At 62.4% G+C, this 25,365-nt stretch carries 20 protein-coding genes and 4 pseudogenes; 3 read left to right on the top strand and 21 right to left on the bottom strand.

Going from position 1 to position 25,365, the window contains the following annotated elements; translation table 11 throughout:
* Positions 1–262 precede the first annotated feature (262 nt).
* A complete protein-coding gene (locus tag J8I87_RS45300; protein ID WP_245254504.1) occupies positions 263–622 on the bottom strand; it encodes a MarC family protein in 360 nt (119 codons plus the stop codon).
* Positions 623–768: 146 nt separating this feature from the next.
* Positions 769–1,250 (bottom strand): annotated as a pseudogene (locus tag J8I87_RS39700) (DUF2950 family protein); the annotation flags it as partial.
* A gap of 322 nt (positions 1,251–1,572) precedes the next feature.
* Between J8I87_RS39700 and J8I87_RS39695 the strand changes: the two are divergent.
* Positions 1,573–1,926 (top strand): BON domain-containing protein, encoded by a 354-nt coding sequence (locus tag J8I87_RS39695; protein WP_209937888.1) that lies wholly within the window; start codon positions 1,573–1,575, stop codon positions 1,924–1,926.
* 121 nt (positions 1,927–2,047) lie between these two features.
* Here the strand turns inward: J8I87_RS39695 and J8I87_RS39690 are convergent.
* From J8I87_RS39690 to J8I87_RS39610, 17 genes and pseudogenes are all read right to left on the bottom strand, one after another.
* Positions 2,048–2,712 (bottom strand): annotated as a pseudogene (locus J8I87_RS39690) (hypothetical protein).
* A gap of 195 nt (positions 2,713–2,907) precedes the next feature.
* Positions 2,908–3,737, bottom strand: a pseudogene (gene fdhE, locus J8I87_RS39685) (formate dehydrogenase accessory protein FdhE); the annotation flags it as partial.
* 43 nt (positions 3,738–3,780) lie between these two features.
* On the bottom strand, positions 3,781–4,431 hold the full coding sequence (locus J8I87_RS39680) for a formate dehydrogenase subunit gamma (protein ID WP_209937887.1): 651 nt from the start codon (positions 4,429–4,431) through the stop codon (positions 3,781–3,783).
* Entirely contained in the window at positions 4,428–5,342 is a 915-nt protein-coding gene (fdxH, locus tag J8I87_RS39675; protein WP_209937886.1) for a formate dehydrogenase subunit beta, read from the bottom strand. The genes J8I87_RS39680 and fdxH overlap by 4 nt, the downstream gene beginning before the upstream one ends.
* 10 nt (positions 5,343–5,352) lie before the next feature.
* Entirely contained in the window at positions 5,353–8,424 is a 3,072-nt protein-coding gene (gene fdnG / locus J8I87_RS39670) for a formate dehydrogenase-N subunit alpha (RefSeq protein ID WP_209937890.1), read from the bottom strand.
* 277 nt (positions 8,425–8,701) lie between these two features.
* Entirely contained in the window at positions 8,702–9,739 is a 1,038-nt protein-coding gene (fba, locus tag J8I87_RS39665) for a class II fructose-bisphosphate aldolase (protein ID WP_209937885.1), read from the bottom strand.
* A gap of 10 nt (positions 9,740–9,749) precedes the next feature.
* Positions 9,750–10,976, bottom strand: a complete 1,227-nt coding sequence (locus tag J8I87_RS39660) for a phosphoglycerate kinase (RefSeq protein ID WP_209937884.1) — start codon at positions 10,974–10,976, stop codon at positions 9,750–9,752.
* Between the two features lie 9 nt (positions 10,977–10,985).
* Positions 10,986–11,996 (bottom strand): type I glyceraldehyde-3-phosphate dehydrogenase, encoded by a 1,011-nt coding sequence (gene gap, locus J8I87_RS39655; protein ID WP_209937882.1) that lies wholly within the window; start codon positions 11,994–11,996, stop codon positions 10,986–10,988.
* Between the two features lie 31 nt (positions 11,997–12,027).
* The gene (gph, locus tag J8I87_RS39650; RefSeq protein ID WP_209937881.1) at positions 12,028–12,723 is read right to left on the bottom strand and encodes a phosphoglycolate phosphatase; all 696 of its coding nucleotides are present in this window, start codon (positions 12,721–12,723) and stop codon (positions 12,028–12,030) included.
* Complete coding sequence (tkt, locus tag J8I87_RS39645) at positions 12,723–14,735, bottom strand: transketolase (protein ID WP_209937880.1); 2,013 nt, start codon at positions 14,733–14,735, stop codon at positions 12,723–12,725. The genes gph and tkt overlap by 1 nt, the downstream gene beginning before the upstream one ends.
* An 11-nt stretch (positions 14,736–14,746) precedes the next feature.
* On the bottom strand, positions 14,747–15,631 hold the full coding sequence (locus J8I87_RS39640; protein WP_209937879.1) for a phosphoribulokinase: 885 nt from the start codon (positions 15,629–15,631) through the stop codon (positions 14,747–14,749).
* 10 nt (positions 15,632–15,641) lie between these two features.
* A complete protein-coding gene (locus J8I87_RS39635; RefSeq protein WP_209937878.1) occupies positions 15,642–16,718 on the bottom strand; it encodes a class 1 fructose-bisphosphatase in 1,077 nt (358 codons plus the stop codon).
* Between the two features lie 35 nt (positions 16,719–16,753).
* Positions 16,754–17,452 carry a ribulose-phosphate 3-epimerase gene (rpe, locus tag J8I87_RS39630; protein WP_209937877.1) on the bottom strand — a complete coding sequence of 233 codons (699 nt, stop codon included), beginning with the start codon at positions 17,450–17,452 and terminating at the stop codon, positions 16,754–16,756.
* A 1-nt stretch (position 17,453) separates the two neighbouring features.
* A complete protein-coding gene (locus J8I87_RS39625; protein ID WP_209937876.1) occupies positions 17,454–18,221 on the bottom strand; it encodes an HAD family hydrolase in 768 nt (255 codons plus the stop codon).
* Positions 18,222–18,224: 3 nt separating this feature from the next.
* Positions 18,225–19,133, bottom strand: a complete 909-nt coding sequence (gene cbbX, locus J8I87_RS39620; protein ID WP_209937874.1) for a CbbX protein — start codon at positions 19,131–19,133, stop codon at positions 18,225–18,227.
* Positions 19,134–19,148: 15 nt separating this feature from the next.
* Entirely contained in the window at positions 19,149–19,568 is a 420-nt protein-coding gene (locus J8I87_RS39615) for a ribulose bisphosphate carboxylase small subunit (RefSeq protein ID WP_209937873.1), read from the bottom strand.
* Between the two features lie 50 nt (positions 19,569–19,618).
* Complete coding sequence (locus tag J8I87_RS39610) at positions 19,619–21,082, bottom strand: form I ribulose bisphosphate carboxylase large subunit (protein ID WP_209937872.1); 1,464 nt, start codon at positions 21,080–21,082, stop codon at positions 19,619–19,621.
* Positions 21,083–21,188: 106 nt separating this feature from the next.
* On the opposite strand from J8I87_RS39610, the gene J8I87_RS39605 reads away from it, so the two are divergent.
* Positions 21,189–22,109: a LysR family transcriptional regulator gene (locus tag J8I87_RS39605; protein ID WP_209937871.1), complete on the top strand. Its 921-nt coding sequence runs from the start codon at positions 21,189–21,191 to the stop codon at positions 22,107–22,109.
* A 275-nt stretch (positions 22,110–22,384) separates the two neighbouring features.
* Here the strand turns inward: J8I87_RS39605 and J8I87_RS39600 are convergent, their stop codons facing one another.
* Positions 22,385–22,510: an oxalate:formate antiporter gene (locus J8I87_RS39600; protein ID WP_209937870.1), complete on the bottom strand. Its 126-nt coding sequence runs from the start codon at positions 22,508–22,510 to the stop codon at positions 22,385–22,387.
* Positions 22,511–22,538: 28 nt separating this feature from the next.
* Entirely contained in the window at positions 22,539–23,942 is a 1,404-nt protein-coding gene (locus tag J8I87_RS39595; RefSeq protein ID WP_209937869.1) for an OFA family MFS transporter, read from the bottom strand.
* Positions 23,943–24,749: 807 nt separating this feature from the next.
* On the opposite strand from J8I87_RS39595, the pseudogene J8I87_RS39590 reads away from it, so the two are divergent.
* Positions 24,750–24,875, top strand: a pseudogene (locus J8I87_RS39590) (transposase); the annotation flags it as partial.
* Between the last annotated feature and the right edge of the window lie 490 nt (positions 24,876–25,365).

The raw sequence follows: 25,365 nt of genomic DNA, 5'->3' as shown, positions 1-25,365 counted from the left end.
CAGGTCCCCGTTTTACTTTGCCAGCCGTCCCTCATTTACGCTGCAAAACAGTCCATCGACTTCCGTGCTCACGCTCACCGGGGTGACGTTCGCTGCGTAGCGCACACAGACGTAGATGCTGCACCACAAGACGGCCATCCCGACTGCCGCGCCCGCGAGGCTGACGAGGGGGATACCCGGGGTCTGCCGGTGCCGAGCGCGATGGCGACGGCAATCGACCCCGGGCCAACAGTAATGGGAAGCGTCAGCGGATAGAAAGCCTTCACACGCAGCGAGGCCTCGGGAGCTGCGCCCGACACGGTCCGTTGCTCCGTCTCACGCGATCCACGTCCGATTGTGCGTGCAGCAGGTTCCAGCTGGCGAACGCAATCACCATCCCACCCGCCACTCGCAATGCCGGTAGCGATATGCCGAAAAACGACAGCACGTGCGCGCCAATTGAGAGCGACACCAACAGGATGATCAGGCTCTTGAGCGAAATGCTCCTCGCCAGATAGGCCCGCTCAGTGGGCGTTGCGTGCGGCACCAGGCTGAGGACGATGAAACCGGCCGCCGGCGGATTGATGACCGGGAACAGCCCTGCGACAACGAGAAGAATCGTCTCGAAAAACTGGTTCAGCATCTGCTCTGCCTCCGTGGCTGCGCAAGGTGAGCATCATCGAAATGCGTACGCGAGTCCAACTGCGTACGTGATCTGGTCCGCCGCACCAGCCTTGTCACGCTGAGTTATCCGCTCGCCAAGGACAAAAACAAAGAGGATGCAGCGCGTCATTGAACATCGGCATCAGGCACCTTGCTCCAGCCCGGCCCCGGGTCAAACGACCTGGTGGCCTCCGCTTTGGCGGCACTGTCAGGTCCGAGGTCTCGCTGATAGACCTGCCCCGCATGGCTCACCATGAACTCTTGATCCCAGTGTCTCCGTATTTCACCGGCCATGCGATGACGGCAAAGCCGCCGAAAAGCTTTCCGCGCACAACATAGTCATACGCACCACCCGGCGCGTCTGGTCCTTGTGACTCGAGCAACTTATAGTGGTACCCGTGGTAACCGGCATTCTTCGCATTGCGCGAACCCGCATCGACGAACGCCTCGCCAAGCGGACTCGGCGTGTCATCCGGCCCTGTCGGCCAATACAGACCGTCGCGTTTTCCGGGCGAACTCACCATCCGCGACGCATAGGCAAGGACGCCCTCACCGTCGCGACTGGTCTGTGCGTACTCACGCTGCGCATCATAGATCGCGAGCATCGAGGTCCATTACCTGCCCTTCGGCACGCACCCGTGCCAGGATTCCCAAATTCGGATTCTTCATGAAAGCGTGGAGCGATTTCGGTCACTTGCCGCTCTGTGCTAACCGCCTTCCAGTGGCCTTTGCTATCTTCGGAATGCAGCGACGTGTCGATGCAGGCGTTTTACGCTGCCCGGGCAACCGGCCTGCCAGCGGTCGCACGTCAGCAAGGGGGCTTTTCCGTAGTGGAGCAGGAAGCTACCCTGGAAGCGGGATCTTGGCTATCTTTGTCTCACACCAGGCACGGCGGAACAGGAGAGGCAATCATGAAAGGGAGAGGCAATCATGAAAGCATGCAACGTCGCGAAGCTGATCGTGATCATGGGGTGCGTGACATTGACGCCGAACGTCTACGCACAAGCCGCCAGCGCCATGCCGATGGCGTCAAGTCCGGCTGCAGGTTCAGGCAAGGCGGCGCCAACGGACAAGCAACTGGCTCGCGATGTACGCAAGGCGTTATCGAAAGCGCCCAACTTCAACGTCTCGAACGTGTTCGTCAAGGCGCGTGGCGGTGTCGTGACACTATCCGGCAGCGTGCCGGACGGTCCTCAGATCCAGCAGGCCGCGGATGTTGCGATGGGCGTGCCGGGTGTAACGTCGGTGAGTAACCATCTAACGATCTATACGAAGGGGTATTAGCGCTTCACGGCGTCGCTGGCATGGGCTGACCGTCGTTGCCCAAACTGCATCTCACACGCCAATGCGGCCAAGATCGGACCCTCAACCGCCGTTCAGAGTTGGACCACGGCGTCAGCGTCGATCACCCGCCCAGCGCAATGATTGCCATGGTATCAGCACAATGCCAAGCGCGATCATTGCGAAGCCTGCTTTCATTGCCCCCGCGCCGGTGTAGCGTCCCAACGCAAATCCCGCGATGAAAAGCATTACGAGTGTGAGCACGCGCGAGGCGACGAGCGCCGTCGTCAGATCGTTGACGACGAGAAACGGTACCGCGATCGGGAATGTTCCCAGCACAACAAGCAGAAAGATGCCAACCGCGCCGACGAAGCCATCAAGCACGAAAGTCGCCCGGGCCGGCAGCGTCGGCACGGCCACCAGGCGGGCAGCATCTTCGACGAGCGGGTCCAGCCTCTCAGGCAATGCGTCGCGCAGCGCGCGCACGGCGCCCGCCGGATCTCCCGCCTGCCGCACGGTCATCGCGAGTTTCAGGCGCTGACCTCGCTCGGCGAGCGTGCGGACGAGATACATCACGGCGTCGGCGAGGCCCCAGGCGAGATTGCATCCGAGTGCGGCGAGAAACATCCTGTATCCGGCGTCTTCACCGGCGGTGACTGCCTTGACCGCGCCGATGAACGTCAATGCCATGAACAGACCAAAACACAGTTCGCAAACGCGGTCGACAGTATTCAGAATCGGTTCGCGCTGTTCACGTTCGGCGTGCCCGACTGGTGTGATGGTGCTCATATGGCCTCGACTCAAGGTAGACGACGCGACACTGCATTAGCTGCCACAGGCAGCAGGTGCTCCAGGCATCACAGCCATCCCTTGAGAGTGGATCGAGGGCGGCGGACCCGCGTCCACTCAGCTCCAAGGATGCCGGTGACGCTGCTGTATCTGTCGCGGCCCAGGCTGCCGTTGCGGTCCGGGTTGCCGTTGCGGTGGCTCGACGTCAAAATCCTTCGCCGGATAGCCGGTCTTCCGGTACGTGCGGCACGCGTCGCACGATTCGGCTTTGAGCGCGTCGCTGTTGCCCTCGATGCCGAGGTACGCGATTCCCTTCGTCGAATCGCACGACGAACACTTCGTGCGGACCATGTGCCACTCGTTCGCACACAGCCCGCATTGCAGGTAGCGATAGCCCTCGCTTTGGCCGCCGAGGCGGATCACGCTCGCGACCGGCGCGGACCCGCACACCGGGCACAGGCCGGGCTGGTCGAGGTACGACACGTCGGCTGCCCACGTGCGTGCGGCGATGTCCGTCCAGACGACCTGCAGCGCGGCCATGATGAACGGCACCATCGCCGGCTCGACGTCGGCGACACGCAGCGCGAGAATCGCATCGACCTGGGAGTCGAGATCGGCGGCGTCCGCGCCGCGCAGCCGTTCGATCAGCTTCGCGAGCGGCGGGTGCACGGGCCGACCCGTTCGACGCTGTCCAGCAGGCGCAGCAGCACGTCGCGCCACTGCCGATCGCGCTCGCCCGTCAAGGCCGGCGCGATCGGCATCGAGTGGGCCTGCGCTTGCGCGATCGCATCGCGGCTAGGCCCGTTCGCTTCGAAGGTTTGCAGCACCGCATGCTGCGCGTCGACGAGCGCCGCCATCAGTCGCAGATAGTCGGCGATCGGGGTGTTGTCGGCCAGCTTGCGCAGGCGCGCCGCGCGCGCGGCGAACACGGTCGCCCGATCCGGCAGCCTGAAACGCAGGATCTCCGTCGGGTTGAGCGACGCGATGTCGTTCGGTACGAGAATGTATTGAGTCACTTGTGTCACCACGATGCACAAAAAAACAAGCGCCGAAAGGCGGCCATCGCCGTTATTTCGCACCCTGCTTCGCCCGCTCCCGGATCATCTGCCGGAACCACTTCGGATGGTGCTTGCGCGCCCAGCCATACGAGACCGTCCCGAGCATCATCGCCTGGATCGAGCCCTTCACCCAAATCGCCGCGTAGATGTGCACGAGGATGCCGGCGATCAGCACGAACGCGGCGACCGCATGCACCAGCGCGGCGATGCGGATCAGTTCGATCGGGAAATACAACGAGAAGTAGCGACGCCAGATCACGATGCCGGATAGCAGCAACGCCAGCATGCAGACGATAATCGTGAAGAAAAGCATCTTCTGACCGGCGTTATATTTACCGACCGGCGGCAGCCCTTCCTCCTTGTTCTGCAGCACGTCGCCGATTTTCTTCAGCCAGTTCACGTCGTCCGCGTCGATCTGGTTCGCGTGCCAGTAACGCACGCCCATCGCCGCGAAAGACACGAACATCACGAGCCCGATGAACGGATGCATCACCCGCGTCCACTGGCCGCCGCCGAACAGTTCCGTCAGCCAGAACATTGACGGATGGAACAGCGCGAGGCCCGACAGCACCAGCATCACGAACGACATCGCCGTGATCCAGTGATTCCAGCGCTCGTTCGGCCGGTAGCGAACGAGCATGTTCGGGTCCTGGTGGCTCATCTCACTTCCTCCTCGATGCGGTGGGCTTCCTCACGAGCCTCGGCGTCTTCCTCCTTCGTGACCACCTGCGGGCCGAAGCGCGTGTAGTGGAAAAAGCCGGCGAGCGCGGTCAGCGCGAGGCTCGCGACCGCGAGCGGCTTCGCGATCCCCTTCCACAGGCTCACGAACGGGCTTATCGAGGGATTGTCCGGCAGGCCGTGATACAGCGACGGCTTGTCCGCGTGATGCAGTACGTACATCACGTGCGTGCCGCCGACGCCCTGCGGGTCGTACAGCCCCGCGTTTGCAAAGCCCCGTTCCTTCAGATCCTCGACCCGGTCCGCCGCCTGCGCCTTCATGTCCTCCTTGGTGCCGAACATGATCGCGCCCGTCGGGCAGGTCTTCACGCAGGCCGGCTCCTGGCCTACCGCGACACGGTCCGAGCACAGCGTGCACTTGTACACGCGGCGATCCTTCTTCGACACCCGCGGGATGTTGAACGGGCAGCCGGCCACGCAGTAGCCGCAGCCGATGCAGTTCTCCTCATGGAAGTCGACGATCCCGTTGGTGTACTGCACGATCGCGCCCGGCGACGGGCACGCCTTCAGACAGCCCGGATCCTCGCAGTGCATGCAGCCGTCCTTGCGGATCAGCCACTCGAGATTGCCGTCCGGGTTCTCGTACTCGGTGAACCGCATGACCGTCCACGAATGCTCGGTCAGATCATTCGGGTTGTCGTAGACGCCCGCGTTGGTGCCCACCTCGTCGCGCAGATCGTTCCACTCCATGCACGCCGTCTGACAGGCCTTGCAGCCGATGCACTTCGACACATCGATCAGTTTCGCGACCGTGCCCGTCACCGGGACACGATCGCTCGGCGGCGTCACCGTCGTAGCGGACAGGCGCTTGATATCCAGCGATTGCAATGACATCGGGTCCCCCTTACGCCTTTTCCACTTTCACCAGGAACGACTTGAACTCCGGCGTCTGCGAATTGCCGTCGCCGACGGACGGCGTCAGCGTGTTCGCGAGATAGCCCGGTTTCGCCACGCCCGTGAATCCCCAGTGAATCGGGATGCCGACCGTCTGCACCTTCTTGCCGTCGACCATCAGCGGCTTGATCCGCTTAGTGACGACCGCGACCGCAATGATGTAGCCGCGGTTCGACGACACCTTCACGCGATCGCCGGCCACGACGCCCACTTCCTTCGCGAGATCCTCGCTGATCTCGACGAACTGTTGCGGCTGCACGATCGCGTTCAGCCGAACGTGCTTCGTCCAGTAATGGAAGTGTTCGGTCAGACGATACGTGGTTGCCGTGTGCGGGAACTTGTCCGCCTTGCCGAGCATCGCCCGATCTTCCGGGAAGATCCGGGCCGCCGGGTTGTTCAGCGCGCGTGGATTGTCCGGATACAGCAGGTTCTTCGACAGCGGCGTCTCGAACGGCTCGTAGTGCGTCGGGAACGGCCCCTCGTTCATCATCCCCCGCGCGAAGAAGCGCGCGACGCCTTCCGGATTCATGATGAACGGGCCCATGCCGGCCTCGGGCAGCTCGTCCACCTTGAAGTCCGGAACGTCGGCGCCCGTCCATGCGCGCCCGTTCCAGGCAACCAACTTGCGCGTCGGATCGAACGGCTTGCCGCTCGGATCGCAGGAAGCGCGGTTGTACAGCACGCGCCGGTTCGCCGGCCATGCCCAGCCCCAGCCGAGCGTGTTGCCAATGCCGGTCGGATCGGTGGTGTCGCGCCGCGCCATCTGGTTGCCCGCCTCCGTCCACGCGCCGCAGAAGATCCAGCAACCGCTCGCCGTCGAGCCGTCGTCCTTCAACTGCGAGAAGCCGGCGAGCTGCTGGCCGCGCTTCAGGAGCGTCTTCGTCGGATCCTTCGGATCCGGCAGATCGGCAAGCGCACGGCCGTTGTACTCCATCGCCAGCTCTTCGGGCGTCGGGCTTTCGGGGTCCGCATACGGCCAGGTCAGCTTGACGATCGGATCCGGGAATTTGCCCCCGCCCTTCTCGTACATCTCCCGGATCCGCATGAAGAGACCCGACATGATCTCGAGATCGCTGCGTGTCTGACCCGGCCCTGGCTGAGCCTGCCAGTGCCATTGCAACAGGCGGCTGGAGCTCACAAACGAGCCGCGCTCCTCCGCGAAGCCCGTCGTCGGCAGGCGGAACACTTCGGTCTGGATGCTCTTCGGATCGGCGACGTTGTAATCGTCGTGCGGCTTCCAGAATTCGGACGTCTCCGTCTGGAGCGGATCCATCACCACGAGCCATTTCAGCTTCGCGAGCGCGGCCGCCGTCTTCGCCTTCGACGGCGCCGCCGCGAGCGGATTGAAGCCCTGCGCGATGTAGCCGTTGATCTTGCCCTGGTGCATCAGCTCGATCGTCTGCAGCAGGTCATAAGGCTTATCGAGCTTCGGCAGGTAATCGAACGCCCAGTTGTTCTCGGCCGTCGCGGCATCGCCCCACCATGCCTTCATCAGGCTGACGTGGAAAGCACGATAGTTCTTCCAGTAGCTGAGCTGGTTCGGCCGCATCGGCTGCTGCGTGCGCTTCTTGATGTACTCATCGAAGTTCTGCTCGTTCTGACTCGGCAATGTCAGATAGCCCGGCAGCAGGTCCGACATCAGACCGAGGTCGGTGAACCCCTGGATGTTCGAGTGGCCGCGCAGCGCATTCATGCCACCGCCGGCGATCCCGATGTTACCGAGCAGCAACTGCACCATCGCGCCCGTGCGAATGATCTGCGCACCGATCGAATGGTGAGTCCAGCCGAGCGCGTACAGGATCGTCGCCGCGCGACCGGGCACCGCCGTGGACGCGAGCATCTCGCACACCTTCAGGAACTTCTCCTTGGGCGTGCCGCAAACGCGCTCGACCATCTCCGGCGTGTAGTGCTCATAGTGCTGCTTGAGCAGGTTGTATACGCAGCGCGGGTGCGTGAGCGTCTCGTCGACCTTCACGTAGCCGTCGGCGCCGCGCTCATAGTCCCAGCTCGACTTGTCGAAATACGTGTGCTTGTCCGGGTCGTAGCCGGAATAGATGCCATCCATGAACGCGAAATCCTCGCGCACGATGAACGTGAAGTCCGTGTAGTGCTTTACGTACTCGCGCTGAATCTTGTTGTTCGCCAGCAGGTAGCGAATCACCGCGCCCAGGAATGCGACGTCCGTGCCGGTCCGGATCGGCGCGTAGAAGTCCGCGACCGACGCAGTGCGGTTGAAACGCGGGTCAACGACGATCAGACGCGCCTTGCGGTGCGCCTTCGCTTCCACCACCCACTTGAAGCCGCAGGGATGCGCTTCGGCGGCATTACCGCCCATCACAAGAACCAGATCCGTGTTCTTGATGTCGACCCAATGGTTCGTCATCGCTCCACGGCCAAATGTCGGGGCAAGACCTGCCACCGTCGGGCCATGTCAGACACGCGCCTGGTTGTCGAACGGCAGCAACCCCATGCTGCGCATGATCTTGTGCGTCAGGTAGCCGACTTCGTTCGTCGCACCCGACGCGGCGAGCATGCCGGTCGATATCCAGCGGTTGACCTTCGCGCCGTCTTCCGCCACCTCGATCAGATTCGCGTCGCGGTCTTCCTTCATCAGCTTCGCGATACGTTCGAGCGCGGCATCCCACGAGATCGGCTCCCACTTGTCCGAGCCGGGCGCGCGATATTCGGGAACGATCGCCCGGGTCTTGCTGTGAACGAGGTCAAGCAGGCTCGAACCCTTCGGGCACAAGGTGCCGCGATTGACGGGATTGTCGGGGTCGCCCTCGATGTGAATGACGCTCGGCCTCGCGTTTTTCGCACCGTCGCCGAGGCTGTACATCAGGATGCCGCATGCGACCGAGCAATACGGGCAGGTGCTGCGAGTTTCGACAGTGCGCGCCAGCTTGTATTGGCGGACTTCCGCGAGGGCATCGGCCGGCGAGAAGCCCATCAAGGCAAGACTCGATCCGGCGAGCGTGGCGGCGGACACCTTCAGGAACTGTCGCCGGGATATTGGAATCATCGTCATTGATGACCTCCGCATTTTTCAGGATGACTGAACATATCGCGTACAAGCGCTTTAGGGAATCACACCCGCCCTCACGCGCCTGCCCCCGTTCTCGCGATGCGCGCGAAAAGCCACCGCACGATGTGGGACAGGGTCCTTGCATCACGTGTATCGGCCGGGCCGTATCGGGTGTATCGGGCGTCGCCAGGATCGGACTGGAAGCCAGGGCCGACGGTCGGGAGCGTCTTGACCCGTCAGGCTTCCTCTCCCCGTATTGGTCTGCGCAAGCGCGCTACTGATAGATCGTTGCCATGCGCTCAAGCGGTATGGGCTTGATTTTCGACGCCTGTCCCGCGCAGCCAAACGCTTCATTGCGCAGCCGGACGATGCCTTTCGCCGCCTTCTTCGCCGCGGCCAGGGCCTTGCGCGGATCGAACTCGCTGCGATCTTCCGCCAGCAACTTGCGAGTCGCACCCATCATCGCCAGCCGGATGTCGGTATCGATATTCACCTTGCGCACTCCGCTCTGAATACCACGCTGGATTTCCTCGACCGGCACGCCGTAGGTCTCCTTGATGTCGCCACCGTATTGGCGAATGATCTCGAGCCATTCCTGCGGTACGGAGCTCGAGCCATGCATCACGAGATGGACATCGGGAATCATGCTGTGGATATCCCGGATGCGGTCGATGGCCAGGATATCGCCAGTTGGCTTGCGCGAAAATTTGTATGCCCCGTGGCTCGTGCCGATGGCAATCGCGAGCGCATCGACGCCGGTTTGTTCGACGAAGTCCTTGGCCTGCGCCGGATCGGTCAGCAGCATATCGTGCGACAGTGTGCCTTCCGCTCCGGAGCCATCTTCCTCGCCGGCGGCGCCGGTCTCCAGGGAGCCGAGACAGCCCAGTTCGCCCTCCACCGACACGCCCACCGCATGTGCGAATTCGCACACGCGGCGCGTCGTGGCGACGTTATACTCATAGTCGGACGGCGTCTTCATGTCCTCGCGCAGCGAGCCGTCCATCATCACGCTGGTAAAGCCCGAGCGAATCGACGCCTGACAGACGGCGGGGCTGCCGCCATGATCCTGATGCATCACGATCGGAATGTCGGGATGCGTTTCTACGGCCGCCAGCACCATGTGACGCAGATAGGCCTCGCCCGCATATTTGCGCGCACCCGCGGAAGCCTGCAGGATGACCGGACTGTCGGTCTCCTGCGCGGCTTCCATGATGGCCTGGATCTGTTCCAGATTGTTGACGTTGAACGCCGGCACGCCGTAGCCAAACTCCGCCGCATGATCCAGCAGTTGACGCAATGAAATGATGGCCATGATGGTACTCCTAGCAAGATTGGTGATGGAGCGGGTCGTGTGCCGTGGCGGCACGCTGTTCGAGTATGTCGACCGCAGGCAGCGTCTTGCCCTCGAGGAATTCGAGGAAGGCGCCGCCGCCAGTGGAGATGTAGCTCACGCGATCGGCAACGCCATACTTGGCGATGGCAGTCAGCGTATCGCCGCCGCCGGCAATGGAGAACGCCGGGGATTCGGCGATGGCCTGGGCCAGCACTCGGGTACCGTTGCCGAACTGGTCGAACTCAAACACGCCGACCGGGCCGTTCCACACGATGGTGCCGGCGCCTTTCAGGCGATCGACCAGCATGGCGGCGGTCTTCGGGCCGATATCGAGGATCATGTCGTCGTCTTCGATGTCGGCAACGTCTTTCACGACCGCCGCGGCGGTGGCCGAGAATTCCTTCGCGCATACGACGTCCACCGGAATCGGCACGGACGCGCCACGCCGGGCCATCGCGTCGCAGACGCGCCTTGCATCGCCCACCAGATCCTTCTCCGCCAACGATTTGCCGATCTTGAGGCCGGCCGCCAGCATGAAGGTATTGGCAATGCCGCCTCCGACGATCAGATAGTCGACTTTGTTCGCGAGCGATTCCAGGATGGTCAGCTTTGTCGAGACCTTCGAGCCCGCTACGATGGCGACCAGCGGGCGCGCCGGCTGGCTCAGCGCCTTGCTCAACGCGGCGATCTCGGCAGCCAGCAACGGGCCGGCGCACGCAACCGGCGCATATCCGGCGATGCCGTGGGTGGTGGCTTCAGCGCGGTGCGCGGTACCGAAGGCGTCGTTCACGTAGACATCGCACAGACTGGCCATTTTCCGGGCCAGCGCGTCGCTGTTCTTTTTCTCACCAGGATTGACGCGACAGTTTTCCAGCAGCACCACCTGGCCCGGCTCCACGGTCACGCCGTCCACCCAGTCCTGCACCAGCACCACTTCGCGGCCAAGCAGCTCCGAGAGGCGCCGCGCGACCGGCGCCAGGGAATCGCGTGACTTGAGTTCACCTTCCACCGGCCGCCCCAGATGGGAGGTCACCATCACCGCCGCGCCGGCGTTCAGGCAGAGCTCGATGGCAGGCACCGACGCGCGAATACGCGTATCTTCTGTAATGTTGCCCGCCTCGTCCTGCGGCACGTTCAGATCGGCGCGGATAAACACGCGCTTCCCCGCCAGGTTATCCGCGGCGGCGAGATCGGCAAGCGTAATGACACATGACATGACGGTCTCCTAGCTTGCGATCGCAAACGCGACGGCCGTATCCAGCATGCGATTGGAGAAACCCCATTCGTTGTCGTACCAGCTCGATACCTTCACCAGCCGGCCCGACACCTTGGTCAGCGTCGCATCGAAGATCGACGACGCCGGGTTGTGGTTGAAGTCGGCGGAGACCAGCGGCGCCGTGTTGTATTCGAGGATGCCTTTCAGCGAACCGTCGGACGCGTCTTTCAGGATCGCATTGACTTCGTCCGCCGTGGTGTCCCGTTGGGCGATAAACGACAGATCCACCAGCGACACATTGAGCGTCGGCACACGAATCGCAAAGCCGTCCAGTTTGCCGCTCAGTTCCGGCAGTACCAGCCCGACAGCCGCGGCCGCACCGGTCTTGGTCGGAATCATGCTCATGGTGGCCGAGCGGGCGCGCCGCAAATCCTCGTGATAGACGTCGGTCAGGACCTGATCGTTGGTGTAGGAATGGATGGTCGTCATCAGCCCGGTCACGACGCCCAGCTTTTCGTGCAACGGCTTGACCAGCGGGGCCAGGCAGTTCGTGGTGCACGACGCGTTGGAAATGACCTTGTCGCTGGCGCGGAGCACCTGTTGATTGACACCGTAGACGACCGTTGCGTCGACATCCTTGCCGCCGGGCGCCGAGATCATCACGCGCTTGGCGCCCGCCGCCAGATGAGCCGACGCCCTTTCCTTGGTCGTGAACAGTCCGGTGCACTCCATCACCACGTCGACCCCGAGTTCGCCCCAGGGCAGTTCGGCTGGATTGCGCACTGCCAGCACCCGGATCTTGTCGCCATTGACCACCAGATAGTCCCCATCGACGCTGACCGTGCCCGGAAACTTGCCGTGGGCCGTGTCGTACTGCGTCAGATGGGCGTTTGTGCTGGCGTTGCCGAGGTCGTTTATCGCCACGATCTCGATGTCATGCCGTTTGCCGTCTTCATAATGGGCACGCAGGACATTGCGGCCGATACGGCCATAACCATTGATTGCGACCTTGATAGTCATGGGTCTTGTCTCCGTTCGATTGTTGTCGGTTTCAGGCAGCCGATACCCGCCTGCCCGGTTCCAGAATGTCTGGTAGATCTTCCAGTGAATCCAGCAGGTCGTCGCAGTCCAGCGCCTCTGCGCCGGCCGGTCCCGCGTAGCCATAGCGCACGATGTAGACCGGTATGCCGGCCCCGCGCGCCGTCGCAACGTCGACGGGGGAATCGCCGACCAGAACACTCCTGGCCACGTCGGCGCCGAGCAGGCGGCAGGCATGCCGCACCGGCTCCGGATCGGGTTTCATCTGCGCGATGGTGTCGCCGCCTATCAATACTTCGAGGTACGCGGCGAGCCCTGTCGTCGCAAGCAGTTGCGCGGCAAGCGATTCCGGCTTGTTGGTCACGCAGCCCAGCCGGTACCCTTGCGCGCGCAACGCGTCCAGACCCGCGACCACGCCGGGAAATACACGGCTCAGACTCCCGTTGATCCGCGCGTAGTGCCGGTGGAACAGCGCTTCGGCCTGCGCCGGGTCGGCTGTTCCGTCGATACCGCTGGCTTCGAGCGAGCGCCGCACCAGATTCGGAACGCCCTTGCCGATGAAACCGGCGACGGTGTCGAACGGCAGCGGCGCGGTACGCAGATCGGCCAGCATCTGATTAGCCGCGGCAACGATGTCCGGTGCGCTATCCACCAACGTGCCGTCCAGATCGATGAGCACTGTCTGGCAGATTGTCTGGCGGCTTTCCATCACGGTTGCTTCCCGATCAGCGAGATGGCAGCTTCCGCGACGCGAGTCGAGGTCAGGCCGAAGTATTCGTAAAGCGCTTCTGCCGGCGCGGATTCGCCGAAGCTGTCGATACCGACAGACGCACCACGCTCGCCAACCACACCGCGCCAGTACCACGTCACGCCGGCTTCCACGCTGACGCGCGGCACGCCAGGCGGCAGCACGGCGTCACGATAATCAGCGTCCTGCGCGAAGAACAGCTCGACACAGGGCATCGACACCACGCGCGCGCCAATGCCTCGTTCGGCGAGCGTCTGCGCCGCCCGCGCCGCGATCTCCACTTCGGAACCGGTTGCAATCAGCACGACATCGACCGTGGCCGCGTCGCCCAATACGTAACCGCCGCGCTTGATTCCTTCGATCTGTTCGGCACTGCGTTCCATCGGCGTCAGCGCCTGTCGCGACAGCACGAGGCAGCTCGGCCCGTCGTCCCGCTGCACGGCCGCCAGCCATGCGATCGCGGTTTCCACGCCGTCGCAGGGACGCCAGACCCGATTGCCGGGGATCAACCGCAAGCTCGACGCGTGCTCGACCGGCTGGTGCGTCGGGCCATCTTCGCCCAGCCCGATGGAATCGTGCGTCAGCACGTGAATGACACGCAGCTTCATCAGTGCTCCCATGCGAAGCGCATTGCGCGAGTAGTCGGAGAACGTCAGGAAGGTGCCGCCATAAGGGATAAACCCGCCATGCAGTGCGATCCCATTCATCACCGCCGCCATGCCGAACTCGCGCACGCCGTAGCTCAGATAGTTGCCCGTGCCGTGGTGGTTGACCCAGGTCGATGCCTTGACATTGGTCAGGTTCGAACCAGTCAGGTCAGCCGAGCCGCCGAACAATTCCGGCAACGCGGCGACGAGCGGCTCGAGAGCCAGTTGCGATGCCTTGCGGGTCGCGATCTTCTGATGCAGTGCCGACGAATGTTCATTCACGGCGGACATCACGCCGTCCTCGTAATCGGGCGGCAGCGTCCCTTCGCAGCGGCGCAGCAATTCGGCGGCCAGTTCAGGATACGCGGCGCTGTAGCGGGCAAAGCGTTGAGTCCAGTCGTCCTCCGCCAACGCGCCGCGCTCGCGCGCATTCCACGCGTCGGCAATATCGGCCGGCACGTCGAAAGGCGCAGCCATCCAGCCAAGCGCGTCGCGCATGCCCGCGACCTCCTGCGCCCCCAGCGGCGCGCCGTGCACGTCGTGTCCTCCCGCCTTGTTCGGTGCGCCTTTGCCGATCACGGTGCGGCAACAGATCAGCGACGGTTTTTCACTTGCTTTGGCTTCAGCGACGGCCCGGTCGATGGCCACGGTGTCGTGGCCATCCACGGTCGCCACGTGCCAGCCATACGCGCAAAAGCGCTGGGCCGTATCGTCGGCAAACCAGCCGGACGTGTCGCCGTCGATGGAAATGCCGTTGTCGTCATAGAGGCAAATCAGTTTGCCGAGCCCGAGCTTGCCGGCCAGCGACGCTGCTTCGTGGCTGATGCCTTCCATCAGGCAGCCGTCGCCGAGAAACACATAGGTCTTATGGTCGATGACCGTGTGCCCGTCGCGGTTGAAGGTGGCGGCCAGCAGCCTCTCCGCGAGCGCCATCCCCACCGCATTGGCAAGACCTTGTCCGAGAGGGCCGGTGGTCGTCTCCACGCCGGGCGTGACGCCCACTTCCGGATGGCCCGGCGTGCGGGCATGGAGCTGGCGAAACCGCTGCAGCTCGGAGAGCGGAAGATCGTAGCCGCTCAAATGCAGCAACGCGTACAGCAGCATCGATGCATGACCGTTGGACAGCACGAAGCGGTCACGGTTGATCCACTTCGGATTGGCCGGGTTGTGGCGCAGATGCCGCCGCCACACCACCTCGGCTATCTCCGCCATGCCCATCGGCGCGCCCGGGTGTCCCGACCTGGCTTTCTCGACCGCATCGGCCGCGAGAAAACGCAGGGCATTCGCGCATTGCGATTCCATCGATTGAAATTCCGGAGCATTCATCGCAGCTCTCCTCAAATGGCGCCGAGCGCGCGCTTGCGACGCTCCATCATGCGCCACACGAACGGGGTGAAAATCAGTTGCATGGCCAGTTCCATCTTCCCGCCGGGCACCACAATGGTGTTGGCGCGCGACATGAAGGAGCCGTGCACCATGTTCAGCAGATACTGGCAGTCGATGCCCTTCGGATTCGCAAAACGGATCACCACCATGCTTTCGTCCGGCGACGGAATTTCCCGCGCGATGAACGGGTTCGAGGTATCGACGCACGGCACGCGCTGGAAATTGACGTGGGTGCGGGAAAACTGCGGGCAAATGTAGTTCACATAATCCGGCATGCGACGCAGGATGGTGTCGGTCACCGCTTCGGTCGAATAACCGCGCTGCTTCTTGTCACGCCACAGTTTCTGGATCCACTCCAGGTTGATGACCGGCACGACGCCGATCAGCAGATCGGGATACTGGGCCACATTGACCTTGTCGGTCGCCACGCCACCGTGCAATCCTTCGTAGAACAGCAGATCGGTCCCTTCCGGCAACCCTTCCCACGCGGTGAACGTGCCGGGCTCCTGCTTGTACGGTTCGGCTTCCTCGGTGCTGTGCAGATAGCGACGACGCATGCCAGTACCGGACTCGCCGTAACTGCGGAACAGATTTTCCAGCTCGTCGAACAGATTGGTCTCCGGGCCGAAATGACTGAAGTTCATATTGCCGGTTTGTTCCGCCTCGGCAAGCATGGTCTTCATTTGCTGGCGGTCGTAGCGATGAAAGCTGTCGCCTTCGATCACCACCGATTTCACGCCTTCACGGCGGAAGATGTTTTCGAAGGTCCGTGTGACGGACGTGGTACCGGCTCCCGAAGAACCGGTAATGGCGATAATGGGATGGCGTTCAGACATGACCGTGATCTCAGAGAGGTGCGCGAAACAATCCGCGCTCGTTAAACAGCGGACTCGGAAGATCACCCCCGCCCGGTTCGAGGTGATAGCGCTCGATGCGCTCGACTTCGTTTTTAGAGCCGAACACCAGGCCGACGCGCTGGTGCAGCGAACTGGGCTGGACCGACAGGACCGGCTGGCGCCCGGTGCTGGCGCGTCCCCCGGCCTGCTCCATCACGAACCCGATCGGGTTCGCTTCATAGAGCAGGCGCAACCGCCCTGCCTTGGCGGGATCCTTGGTGTCGCGCGGGTACATGAACACCCCGCCGCGCATCAGGATGCGATGCGCCTCGGCGACCATCGACGCGATCCATCGCATATTGAAGTCCTTGCCGCGCGGCCCGCCCGTACCGGCCAGGCATTCGTCCACATAGCGCTTGATGGGCGCTTCCCAGAAGCGGCTGTTGGACGCATTGATGGCGAATTCCTGCGTATCCTCGGGCACGCGTATACGGGGATGCGTGAGAACGAACTCGCACAGATTCGGGTCCAGCGTAAAACCGTTGACGCCGGTTCCAACCGTCAGCACCAGCATCGTGGTCGGGCCATAAATGGCATAGCCCGCGGCGACCTGGGTGCAGCCTGGCTGGAGAAAGTCTGTGTCCTCCCCCTCATGGAGCGAATCCGGCGCGCGCAGCACGGAAAAAATGCTGCCGACCGACACGTTCACGTCGATATTCGACGAGCCGTCGAGCGGATCGAACGACAGCAGATATTTTCCGCGTGGAAACTGCGCTGGAATCTCGTAAGGTTTCTCCAGTTCCTCCGACGCCATGCCGGCAAGATGCCCGCCCCATTCATTGATGCGCAGAAAGGCGTCGTTGCTCAGCACATCGAGCGTCTTTTGCTGTTCGCCCTGCACATTGACAGCACCACCAGCATTGCCGTACACGCCGCCCAGCGCACCAAACGCGACGGCGCGCGCAATGTGCTTGCAAGCCATCGCCACATTGAGGATGACGCTATTGAAATCGCCTGTGGCCTCGGGGTGGCGCCGGCGTTCTTCAATGAGGAATTGCGTCAAGGTGAACTTCGGAGTCAAAGGCATGATGTGTCTCCCATCGTCTTTTGATCATTTGTAAGTCAGCGCGCCGCTGCGGCTTGTGCGCGCAGGCGTTGCATGACCGTGCGGTAGCCGCCGTCCGCGTCGGCAGCTCCGAAGACCGCGCTGCCGGCAACGAAGGTATCGGCGCCGGCGCGCGCGATCTCCGCAATGTTCTCGACCTTCACGCCGCCGTCGACCTCCAGCGAGACAGGCTGGCCGCCGGCCTCCCGGTGCTGGTCGATGCGGGCACGGGCCTGGCGTAGCTTGTCGAGCGTGCCGGCAATGAAATGCTGCCCGCCGAAGCCGGGATTCACACTCATCAGCAGCACCATGTCGAGCTTGTCGAGGGTGTAATTCAAATACCCCAGAGGCGTTGCGGGGTTGAACACGAGCCCCGCCTTGCAACCGTGATCGCGGATCAGCGACAGCGTGCGATCGATATGGCGGCTCGCCTCGGGATGGAACGTGATGAAATTCGCACCGGCCTTGGCGAACATCGGAATCAGCGAATCGACCGGTTCGACCATCAAGTGCACATCGATGGGAATGGATACGTGCGGCCGGATCGCCTCGCAAACCAGGGGGCCGATGGTCGGGTTCGGCACGTAATGGTTGTCCATGACGTCGAAATGAACGAGATCGGCGCCGGCCGCTTCGATGGCGCGCACCTCATCGCCCAACCGGGAAAAATCGGCCGACAGGATAGACGGGGCAATGCGGATCTGTGCGGTGCTCATTTCAGTTCTCCCTTGAAAGCACGCCGTCGTGCCAGTGATGAAGCGCGGCAAGGTAGTCCACCCAGCGTTGACCCATGCCCGGCACAAGCTGAGGCAATGGCCGCTCCGGATCGCCGAGGTGGGGCAGCACGACGAGCGCTTCATCGAACCAGTGCAGTTCCGTGTAGGGCGTCGTCGTGACGACGGTCGGAATGCCCGCAGCCGTCGCAGCACGCAAGCCGTTGTACGAGTCTTCCACGGCCAGGCAGTCGGCACCTTGCAGACCGAGTTGCTCCAGCACGGCGTGATAGATGTCCGGTGCCGGCTTCTTCACCGGCGCCGTGGCGGCATCGCCAATCGACGCGAAGCGCTTGCGCCAGTCGGCACCCAGTGGCTCACACAGCAACGCATCGAGATTGGCCGGCGTGGTGGTGGTCGCAATGGCGATGGGTATATCGGCGGCCTCGGCCTCGGCGATCAACCGGTGGATACCGGGGCGCAACGGCAATCCACCGCCACTGACGAGCGCGGCATAGTGACGCGTCTTGATGGCATGCACTGCGTCGATGGTTTCATTCACTTTGCAGCCACGGGCTTCCTCCGGGTCGATCGTGCGCCAGTAGTGCAGCAGGCGCTCCTTGCCGCCGGCTACATTCAGCAGGCGCGCGTACAACGCCTCATCCCAGTACCAATCCAGGCCAACCTCGGCAAAGGCCGCGTTGAAAGCTTCGCGGTGCGCCGTTTCGGTATCGGCAAGCGTGCCGTCGACGTCGAATATCAATGCTTGCACGTCTCACTCCTTGTCTTTTGCCTCTTGGAACACCCGACTGGCGAGCAGATCTGCCGCCGTGATGGTGGTCAGCGCGGCGTCGTCCGCCACCGTGTCGGCATCGTTCAGCAACCGCGACGCGTGCCGCAGTCGGGCCCGATCGAGGGCATTGCGCACGCTTCGAGCGTTGGCGAAATGCGGCAATGCCATGCGGCGCTCAAGGTACCGGGCAAATACAGCCCGGCTCTCTTCATCGAAGTGGTATTGCATCGATTCGAGCATCAGCTCGGCAATCTTCAGCAACTCCTGACCGTTGTAGTCGGGAAAATCGATGTGATGCGCAATGCGGGACGACATGCCGGGGTTGGACTCGAAGAACCGGTCCATGCGGTCCTTGTAGCCAGCCAGTATCACGACCAGGTCTTCGCGGTTGTTCTCCATCACTTGCAGCAGGATCTCGATGGCTTCCTGGCCATAATCGCGCTCGTTTTCCGGACGATAGAGGTAGTACGCCTCGTCGATGAACAGCACCCCTCCCATCGCCTTTTTGAGGATTTCCTTGGTCTTCGGTGCCGTATGTCCGATGTACTGCCCCACCAGATCGTCGCGCGTGACGGCCACCAGATGTCCCTTGCGCACATAACCCAGCTGGTGCAGGATGGCCGCCATGCGCATTGCCACGGTGGTCTTGCCGGTCCCGGGATTGCCGCTGAAACACATGTGCAAGCTGGGCGTGCCCGTGCTGAAACCGCGCGCCGACCGCAGCTTGTCGACCAGCAGCAGCGCGGCGATGTCCCGGATGCGGGATTTGACCGGCGCCAGCCCGATCAACTCGCGATCGAGCTGCGCCAGTAATTCGGCGATGCCGGATGTCGCGAGCGCGGTGGACAGGGTGGCCGGCTGCGATTGCTCGATGGTTACAGGCGCGGACATACGACTCTCCTTCGTTTAGTAGCGCTCACCCTCGGGGCGGGACTGAGCCGCATAGCTCTCGATCGAATAGCGGATCCGGCGGCTTTCGTCTTCCTGCCGCACCAGTCGGAAACCCGGTTCGACAGCCGGACGGTTGACGATGAAGGACATCACCACCGACTCGACCGTATGCGTCGAGTCGAAGGCAGTGACGCGGATGTACTGGTTGGGAAACGTCTTGCGGGCGTTGTTGATTTCCAGCAGGAGGCCGGCGGCATCACGCAGATCGAACATCGGCAAGCCGAACATCTCCCAGTACGTATTGCGCGGGTGAGGATCGTCGGTGTATTCGATGCCGACCGCGCAGCCTTTGTCCAGGCAGTATTCGAGCTGCTTGGTGATCTGCTCGTCCGTGAGGTCCGGCAGGTAGGAAAAGGTGCCTTGTGTAATGCGCATGGTGTCCTCTCTTGCGGCAATTCAGCGTTGGGGAAGTCTCGGTCGCGGCGTCATGCCACCGACGCGGTCGGTACGAAGTCCGAAGTGTCGGTCGGCGTGTAATTGAAGGTGATGTCACCCCAGGTGTCGAGCGCGGCTTGCAGCGGCGAGCACCATTTGGCCGCTTCACGCAGGATCTCCAGTCCTTCGTTTTTGATGTCGCGCCCTTCGTTGCGGGCCAGCACCATCGCTTCGAGCGCCACGCGGTTGGCGGTCGCCCCTGCTTGAATGCCTTGCGGGTGACCGATGGTCCCGCCGCCGAACTGCAGCACGACGTCGTCGCCGAACAGGTCGATCAACTGGTGCATCTGGCCCGCGTGAATGCCGCCCGACGCGACCGGCATCACCTTGCGCAGCGACGCCCAGTCCTGATCGAAGAAGAGACCACGCGACAGATCCTGGTTCGTCACCGCATCGCGGCAGACGTGGTAGTAGCCCTGCACGGTAAGCGGATCGCCTTCCAGCTTGCCCACTGCCGTGCCGGTGTGCATGTGGTCCACACCCGCGAGACGCAGCCACTTGGCGATGACGCGGAACGACACTCCGTGGTTCTTCTGGCGGGTATAAGTGCCGTGACCCGCGCGGTGCAGGTGCAGAATCATGTCGTTCTGCCGGCACCATTGACTCAGCGACTGGATACAGGGCCAGCCGACGACCAGGTCGATCATGACGATCACCGAACCCAGTTCCTTGGCAAGCTCGGCGCGCCGGTATATCTCTTCCATGGTGCCGGCAGTGATATTGAGGTAGCTGCCCTTGACCTCGCCCGTTGCAGCCGATGCCTTGTTGACGGCATCCATCACGAAGAGGAAGCGGTCGCGCCAATGCATGAAAGGTTGCGAGTTGATGTTCTCGTCATCCTTCATGAAATCCAGGCCGCCTTTGAGCCCCTCATACACCACGCGGCCGTAGTTGCGTCCCGACAGGCCGAGCTTCGGCTTGGTGGTGGCGCCCAGCAGCGGGCGGCCGTATTTGTCGAGCCGCTCGCGCTCCACGATGATGCCGGTCGGCGGGCCCGCGAAGGTTTTGACGTAGGCCACCGGAAAGTGCATGTCTTCGAGACGGGCCGCCTTCAGCGGCTTGAAGCTGAACACATTGCCGATGATCGAGGCGGTCAGGTTGGCGATCGACCCTTCCTCGAACAGCGACAGATCGTAGGCGATCCAGCAGAAATACTGCTCGGGATTGTTGGGCACCGGCTCGACGCGGTAGGCCTTGGCCCGATACATGTCGCACGCGGTCAGGCGATCGGTCCACACGACCGTCCAGGTCGCGGTCGAGGACTCACCCGCCACGGCCGCGGCCGCTTCTTCCGGATCCACGCCAGGCTGAGGTGTGATGCGGAACAGCGCGATGATGTCGGTTTCCTTGGGTTGGTAATCCGGATTCCAGTACCCCATCTGCCGATACTTGAGCACGCCGGCGGCGTAGCGCTTCGCATCGGGCATCACGGCGCTTTCGACTGACTTGGTCATCGTAGTGTCTCCTGTTTGGTTGACCGACCACATGAGCACCAAGCTTATGCAGCGCGACAATTAATGTATATTCACAAATTGATAACTCTCGATTAAGGGTTCCTTAATGAAAGGCGTAACACTCCGGCAAATTCGGGTCTTCGTCGCTGTTGCGCACCATTTGAGCTTCTCGCGCGCAGCGGACATGCTGAGCCTGACGCCGCCAGCGGTAACCATGCAGATCCGCGAGCTGGAGACGCAGATCGGGCTGCCGCTTTTCGACCGCGAGGGCAGGAACGTTTCGTTGACCATCACCGGCGAATACTTCCTGGTCTACGCGCGAAAAGTCCTCGCAACGCTCAAGGACGCCGAGGACATGGTGGCTCACTTCAAGAAGGTCGAGACGGGGCGGCTCGTCATCGGAATGGTCAGCACGGCGCAGTATTTCGTGCCGCCGCTACTCGGGCGTTTTTGCCAGGACCATCCCGGTGTGGAGGTGAGCCTGTCCGTCGGCAACCGCCAGACGCTGGTGGAGCAATTGCAGCGCAACGAAGTGGATCTGGCCGTGATGGGACGCCCATCCAGCGAGATGGCCACGCGGGCAGAACCATTCGCGGTGCATCCGCACGTATTCGTCGCGGCTCCGGATCATCCCCTCGTGCGACTTGGGCACGCGCCCGCACAGGCACTGGCCGGCTATAACTTCATCGTGCGAGAACCCGGTTCCGGCACGCGCGCGGTGCTGGAGGAGTACTGGAAGCGGCACGGCCTCACCCCCCATATCACGATGGAAATGTCAGGCAACGAGACGATCAAGCAGGCCGTGATGGCCAACATGGGGATCAGCCTCTTGTCCCTGCATACGCTCGGGCTCGAGTTGAGTAACGAGCGCATCGCGATCATCGACGTGGAAGGCGCCCCGGTGCTGCGCCGCTGGCATATGGTGAATCTGCTCTCGAAGGTGTTGTCGCCGCCCGCCGAAGCGTTTCGTTACTTCATGCTCGAGCACGCGGAAGAATTCCTCACGCGGGAGTTCGGGCACGTATGACGCGGGCGCCCTGCAGCCTCGGCGAATCCGCATCAAGCGCTGAAGATGCAGCGCCCCGCAGGATCCACGATGCTGCTGCGGGGCGCGGAGATTGGTCGAGCCGTCGACCGTGAACTCTCCCGGTTCGAGCGAACGAAGTCACGTGGTGAAAAAGACGAGATACACCTGAGCGTTCTGATCGCGTCTGTCCCGAATGTTCCGCACGACCTTGACGCCGATGAATCTCGTCCTGTCTCAGTGCCGTATGCACAGCCCCTTCCGGGGCGACGCCGCGTTCAATGAAAGAGCTTCAACGCCTGCACGAGCGTATTGGCGACACCCCATGTCAGCGGAATCAGTGCATACAGCCAGAACACGGCGAGCAACACCTTGTTGGTTGGATGAGCGGTTTGCGTCGACATTGCAATTCTCCTTTGTGTCTTTGCAGCGTTAGTTGCCGGCCGCGAGTTGCGCTTCCGTCATGTGATGCTTGTCATGCACGCGCTTCACCAGCAGGTTGCAGACGAAGCCGATCAGGAGCACCACCACCATGACGTGTACGGTCATCGTGTACGCGTTCGCGTTCGCGACACCATGCGCGATCTGGTACGCGCGAAGGTAGTTGACGAGCACGGGACCCGCGACACCTGCCGCCGCCCACGCCGTCAGCAGGCGGCCGTGAATGCCGCCGACGTAAGCCGTGCCGAACATGTCCGCGAGATACGCGGGCACGGTCGAGAAGCCGCCACCGTACATCGACAGGATCAGGCAGAAGCACAGCACGAACAGCGCGATATTGCCCGTCGCCGCGAAGGTCGGCACGAAGTAGTACAGGACGGCGCCCAGCGCGAAGAAGATGAAGTACGTGTTCTTGCGGCCCACGTAGTCCGATGCCGAGGCCCATAGGAAGCGGCCGCCCATGTTGAACAGCGACAGCAGGCCGACGAAACCGGCGGCAGCCGCGGCCGTGACGGTGTCCTTGAAGCTTTCCTGGATCATCACCGAAGCCTGGCCGATAATCCCGATCCCGGCCGTCACGTTCAGGAACAGCACGAGCCAGATCAGATAGAACTGCGGCGTCTTCAACGCCTGGTCGATGTGCACGTGATTGCGCGTGATCATCTTCTGCTTCGCGGTCGCGGGCGGCGTCCAGCCGGCGGGCGCCCAGCCGGCCGGCGGCACGCGAATCGCGAGCGCGCCGATCGACATCGAAATGAAGTACGCAACGCCGAGCACGACGAATGTCTCGGACACGCCCACACTCGTTGCGCTCTTGAAGTGGTTCATCAGCGCGACCGACAACGGCGCGGCGATCATCGCACCGCCGCCGAAACCCATGATCGCCATGCCCGTTGCCATGCCACGTCGGTCCGGGAACCAGCGGATCAGCGTCGAGACGGGCGACACGTAGCCGAGCCCCAGTCCGATCCCGCCGATCACGCCGTAGCCCAGATACAGCAACACGATCTGGTGGGTCGACACGCCGATCGCCGACACGATGAGGCCGCCGCCGAAGCAGCACGCGGCCGTCAACATCGTGCGGCGCGGGCCGACTTTTTCGAGCCACTTGCCCGCGAATGCCGCCGACAGGCCGAGGAACGCGATCGCGAGCGAGAAGATCCAGCCGAGCGTGGTCAGCGTCCAGTCGTCCGGTGCGGACTTCGTGATGCCGATGACTCTCGTGAGCGGTCCGTTGAACACGGAGAACGCATAGGCCTGGCCGATGCACAGGTGCACGGCGAAGGCGGCCGGCGGCACCATCCACCGGGAGAAGTCCGGTCGGGCAACGGTCGCCGCCTTCGAAAAGAACGGCGCGTCGCCCTTGCGGCCGGCTGGCTCGAAAACACTGCTCATAGTCGTCTCCATTGGGGGATCGTGCGTAATCCGATACCGGATGTCGCCCTTTCGTTTGCAGATCTACGCACCAGAAAATACTGAGCGAAGACGGAACGGCTACGGTTCACCGAACGGGAGTCGAAGGCGACTCCTGTAGGTATGCGGACCCCGCCTTGCTTCAGTAAAGATGTTTCAGCAACCTGCCAATCCACTTTCTGATTAATCAAGTCATTCGCCAGATCCAGAACCCCGGTTCATTCCGATTCATAGTATTGGGGACCGCCGACATGTTCGCTCGCCTGGCCATGAACCTTGAAGGCGGCATGGCATGCATCTGAGCGCGCCAGAGGCGTGACGCTTTTTCGCATCCGGGATTACGCCACCTTTTGTGGGACTTCGTCATCGTGTGCCTCCGGTCCTAGACCTCATGGACACCAAGCTTATGCGGGCGCGATACTGAAAGTACATTCACGATTTCTTTGCTCTCAATTCAGAATCTCTTAGCGGAAGGCGTGACGCTCCCGCAGATCAGCTCGGATTGACAAGGACGGTGCTACTCGTGCTGCCGTTTCGCGATGACAGGAAGCAAGAAGACGCGGCTTACATATAAGGTCCCGGTACTTTTGTCGAACGGTAATGTTTCGAGTGCCGTAGCCCGTGCATTGACCTAAGGAAGGTCTGAACAACTCGTTTTCAGAGCACTGCTCTTTTGCAGCGTAGGGCGTATCGATCGTAAGCGTGGGCAGGCAGTTTGGTCGTTCGGCTTTTGAAGCATGATGACCGTCGTTTGCAGAGACTCCCGGCCTCAATCTTCACGCGCTTCAAGCCTGGTTCTGGCTCAAGGTGTTCAACGAACTGAAGACCCGCGGCTGCCAGGACATCCTGATTGCCGTGGTCGACGGCCTGAGGGTGCTGGCCGAAGCGATCGGCACGGCTTACCTCCGTACCACGCGAAGCCGGTGAAACGGCGCTCGTGTCGACGAACGCATCATTGCGATGTACGCGCGCGGCATGAGCGTGCGCGAGATCCAGGCGTTTCTGGCCGAAAGCCAACACGACAAAATCGCGTCGAACTGCGTTCGAAGGCGGCAACGCATGCCGATACCTATCATCGGTGCTCCCGATATTCACACACGCCCGCCCGGTCCCTAGAATCTCTTCACCGTCGCCTTGGCCGCAGTTGCGCTGCCCCCTGTAAGAAGCATCCTGCTCACAGGCTGACTTCGCGACAAACCTCGCCGAAAGCGCCGCAGCGATCGTGTCTGTTCTTGCGCACGCGCGAGACCGCAATGCTCGCGTTTCGTCTTGGAGACTACGTACCGATCGACTATATACACAGTACATACCCGGACACGCAACGTCGTCCTCGCCTCGTAGCGTGAGTCCGGACGTATGAGTATTCGCCGGCGCGCCATTCGCGAGGATTGCCCTGCAATATCTA

This window comes from Paraburkholderia sp. LEh10 (assembly GCF_017814945.1).
In the GTDB taxonomy this organism is placed as follows: domain Bacteria; phylum Pseudomonadota; class Gammaproteobacteria; order Burkholderiales; family Burkholderiaceae; genus Paraburkholderia.
The sequence above is the reverse complement of the archived record's forward strand: the minus strand, read 5'-3'. Positions and strand labels throughout refer to the sequence as shown.

Excerpts from the sequence above, each read along its gene's own strand:
- J8I87_RS39615 (WP_209937873.1), bottom strand. The coding sequence starts at position 19,568 with ATGCGCATTACACAAGGCACCTTTTCCTACCTGCCGGACCTCACGGAC.
- J8I87_RS45300 (WP_245254504.1), bottom strand. The coding sequence starts at position 622 with ATGCTGAACCAGTTTTTCGAGACGATTCTTCTCGTTGTCGCAGGGCTG.
- J8I87_RS39600 (WP_209937870.1), bottom strand. The coding sequence starts at position 22,510 with ATGTCGACGCAAACCGCTCATCCAACCAACAAGGTGTTGCTCGCCGTG.
- gap (WP_209937882.1), bottom strand. The coding sequence starts at position 11,996 with ATGACTATCAAGGTCGCAATCAATGGTTATGGCCGTATCGGCCGCAAT.
- fba (WP_209937885.1), bottom strand. The coding sequence starts at position 9,739 with ATGGCCATCATTTCATTGCGTCAACTGCTGGATCATGCGGCGGAGTTT.
- rpe (WP_209937877.1), bottom strand. The coding sequence starts at position 17,452 with ATGAGCACCGCACAGATCCGCATTGCCCCGTCTATCCTGTCGGCCGAT.
- J8I87_RS39635 (WP_209937878.1), bottom strand. The coding sequence starts at position 16,718 with ATGCCTTTGACTCCGAAGTTCACCTTGACGCAATTCCTCATTGAAGAA.
- J8I87_RS39660 (WP_209937884.1), bottom strand. The coding sequence starts at position 10,976 with ATGTCATGTGTCATTACGCTTGCCGATCTCGCCGCCGCGGATAACCTG.
- gph (WP_209937881.1), bottom strand. The coding sequence starts at position 12,723 with ATGGAAAGCCGCCAGACAATCTGCCAGACAGTGCTCATCGATCTGGAC.
- J8I87_RS39640 (WP_209937879.1), bottom strand. The coding sequence starts at position 15,631 with ATGTCTGAACGCCATCCCATTATCGCCATTACCGGTTCTTCGGGAGCC.
- J8I87_RS39605 (WP_209937871.1), top strand. The coding sequence starts at position 21,189 with ATGAAAGGCGTAACACTCCGGCAAATTCGGGTCTTCGTCGCTGTTGCG.
- fdxH (WP_209937886.1), bottom strand. The coding sequence starts at position 5,342 with ATGTCATTGCAATCGCTGGATATCAAGCGCCTGTCCGCTACGACGGTG.
- J8I87_RS39695 (WP_209937888.1), top strand. The coding sequence starts at position 1,573 with ATGAAAGCATGCAACGTCGCGAAGCTGATCGTGATCATGGGGTGCGTG.
- J8I87_RS39680 (WP_209937887.1), bottom strand. The coding sequence starts at position 4,431 with ATGAGCCACCAGGACCCGAACATGCTCGTTCGCTACCGGCCGAACGAG.
- tkt (WP_209937880.1), bottom strand. The coding sequence starts at position 14,735 with ATGAATGCTCCGGAATTTCAATCGATGGAATCGCAATGCGCGAATGCC.
- cbbX (WP_209937874.1), bottom strand. The coding sequence starts at position 19,133 with ATGTCCGCGCCTGTAACCATCGAGCAATCGCAGCCGGCCACCCTGTCC.
- J8I87_RS39610 (WP_209937872.1), bottom strand. The coding sequence starts at position 21,082 with ATGACCAAGTCAGTCGAAAGCGCCGTGATGCCCGATGCGAAGCGCTAC.
- J8I87_RS39595 (WP_209937869.1), bottom strand. The coding sequence starts at position 23,942 with ATGAGCAGTGTTTTCGAGCCAGCCGGCCGCAAGGGCGACGCGCCGTTC.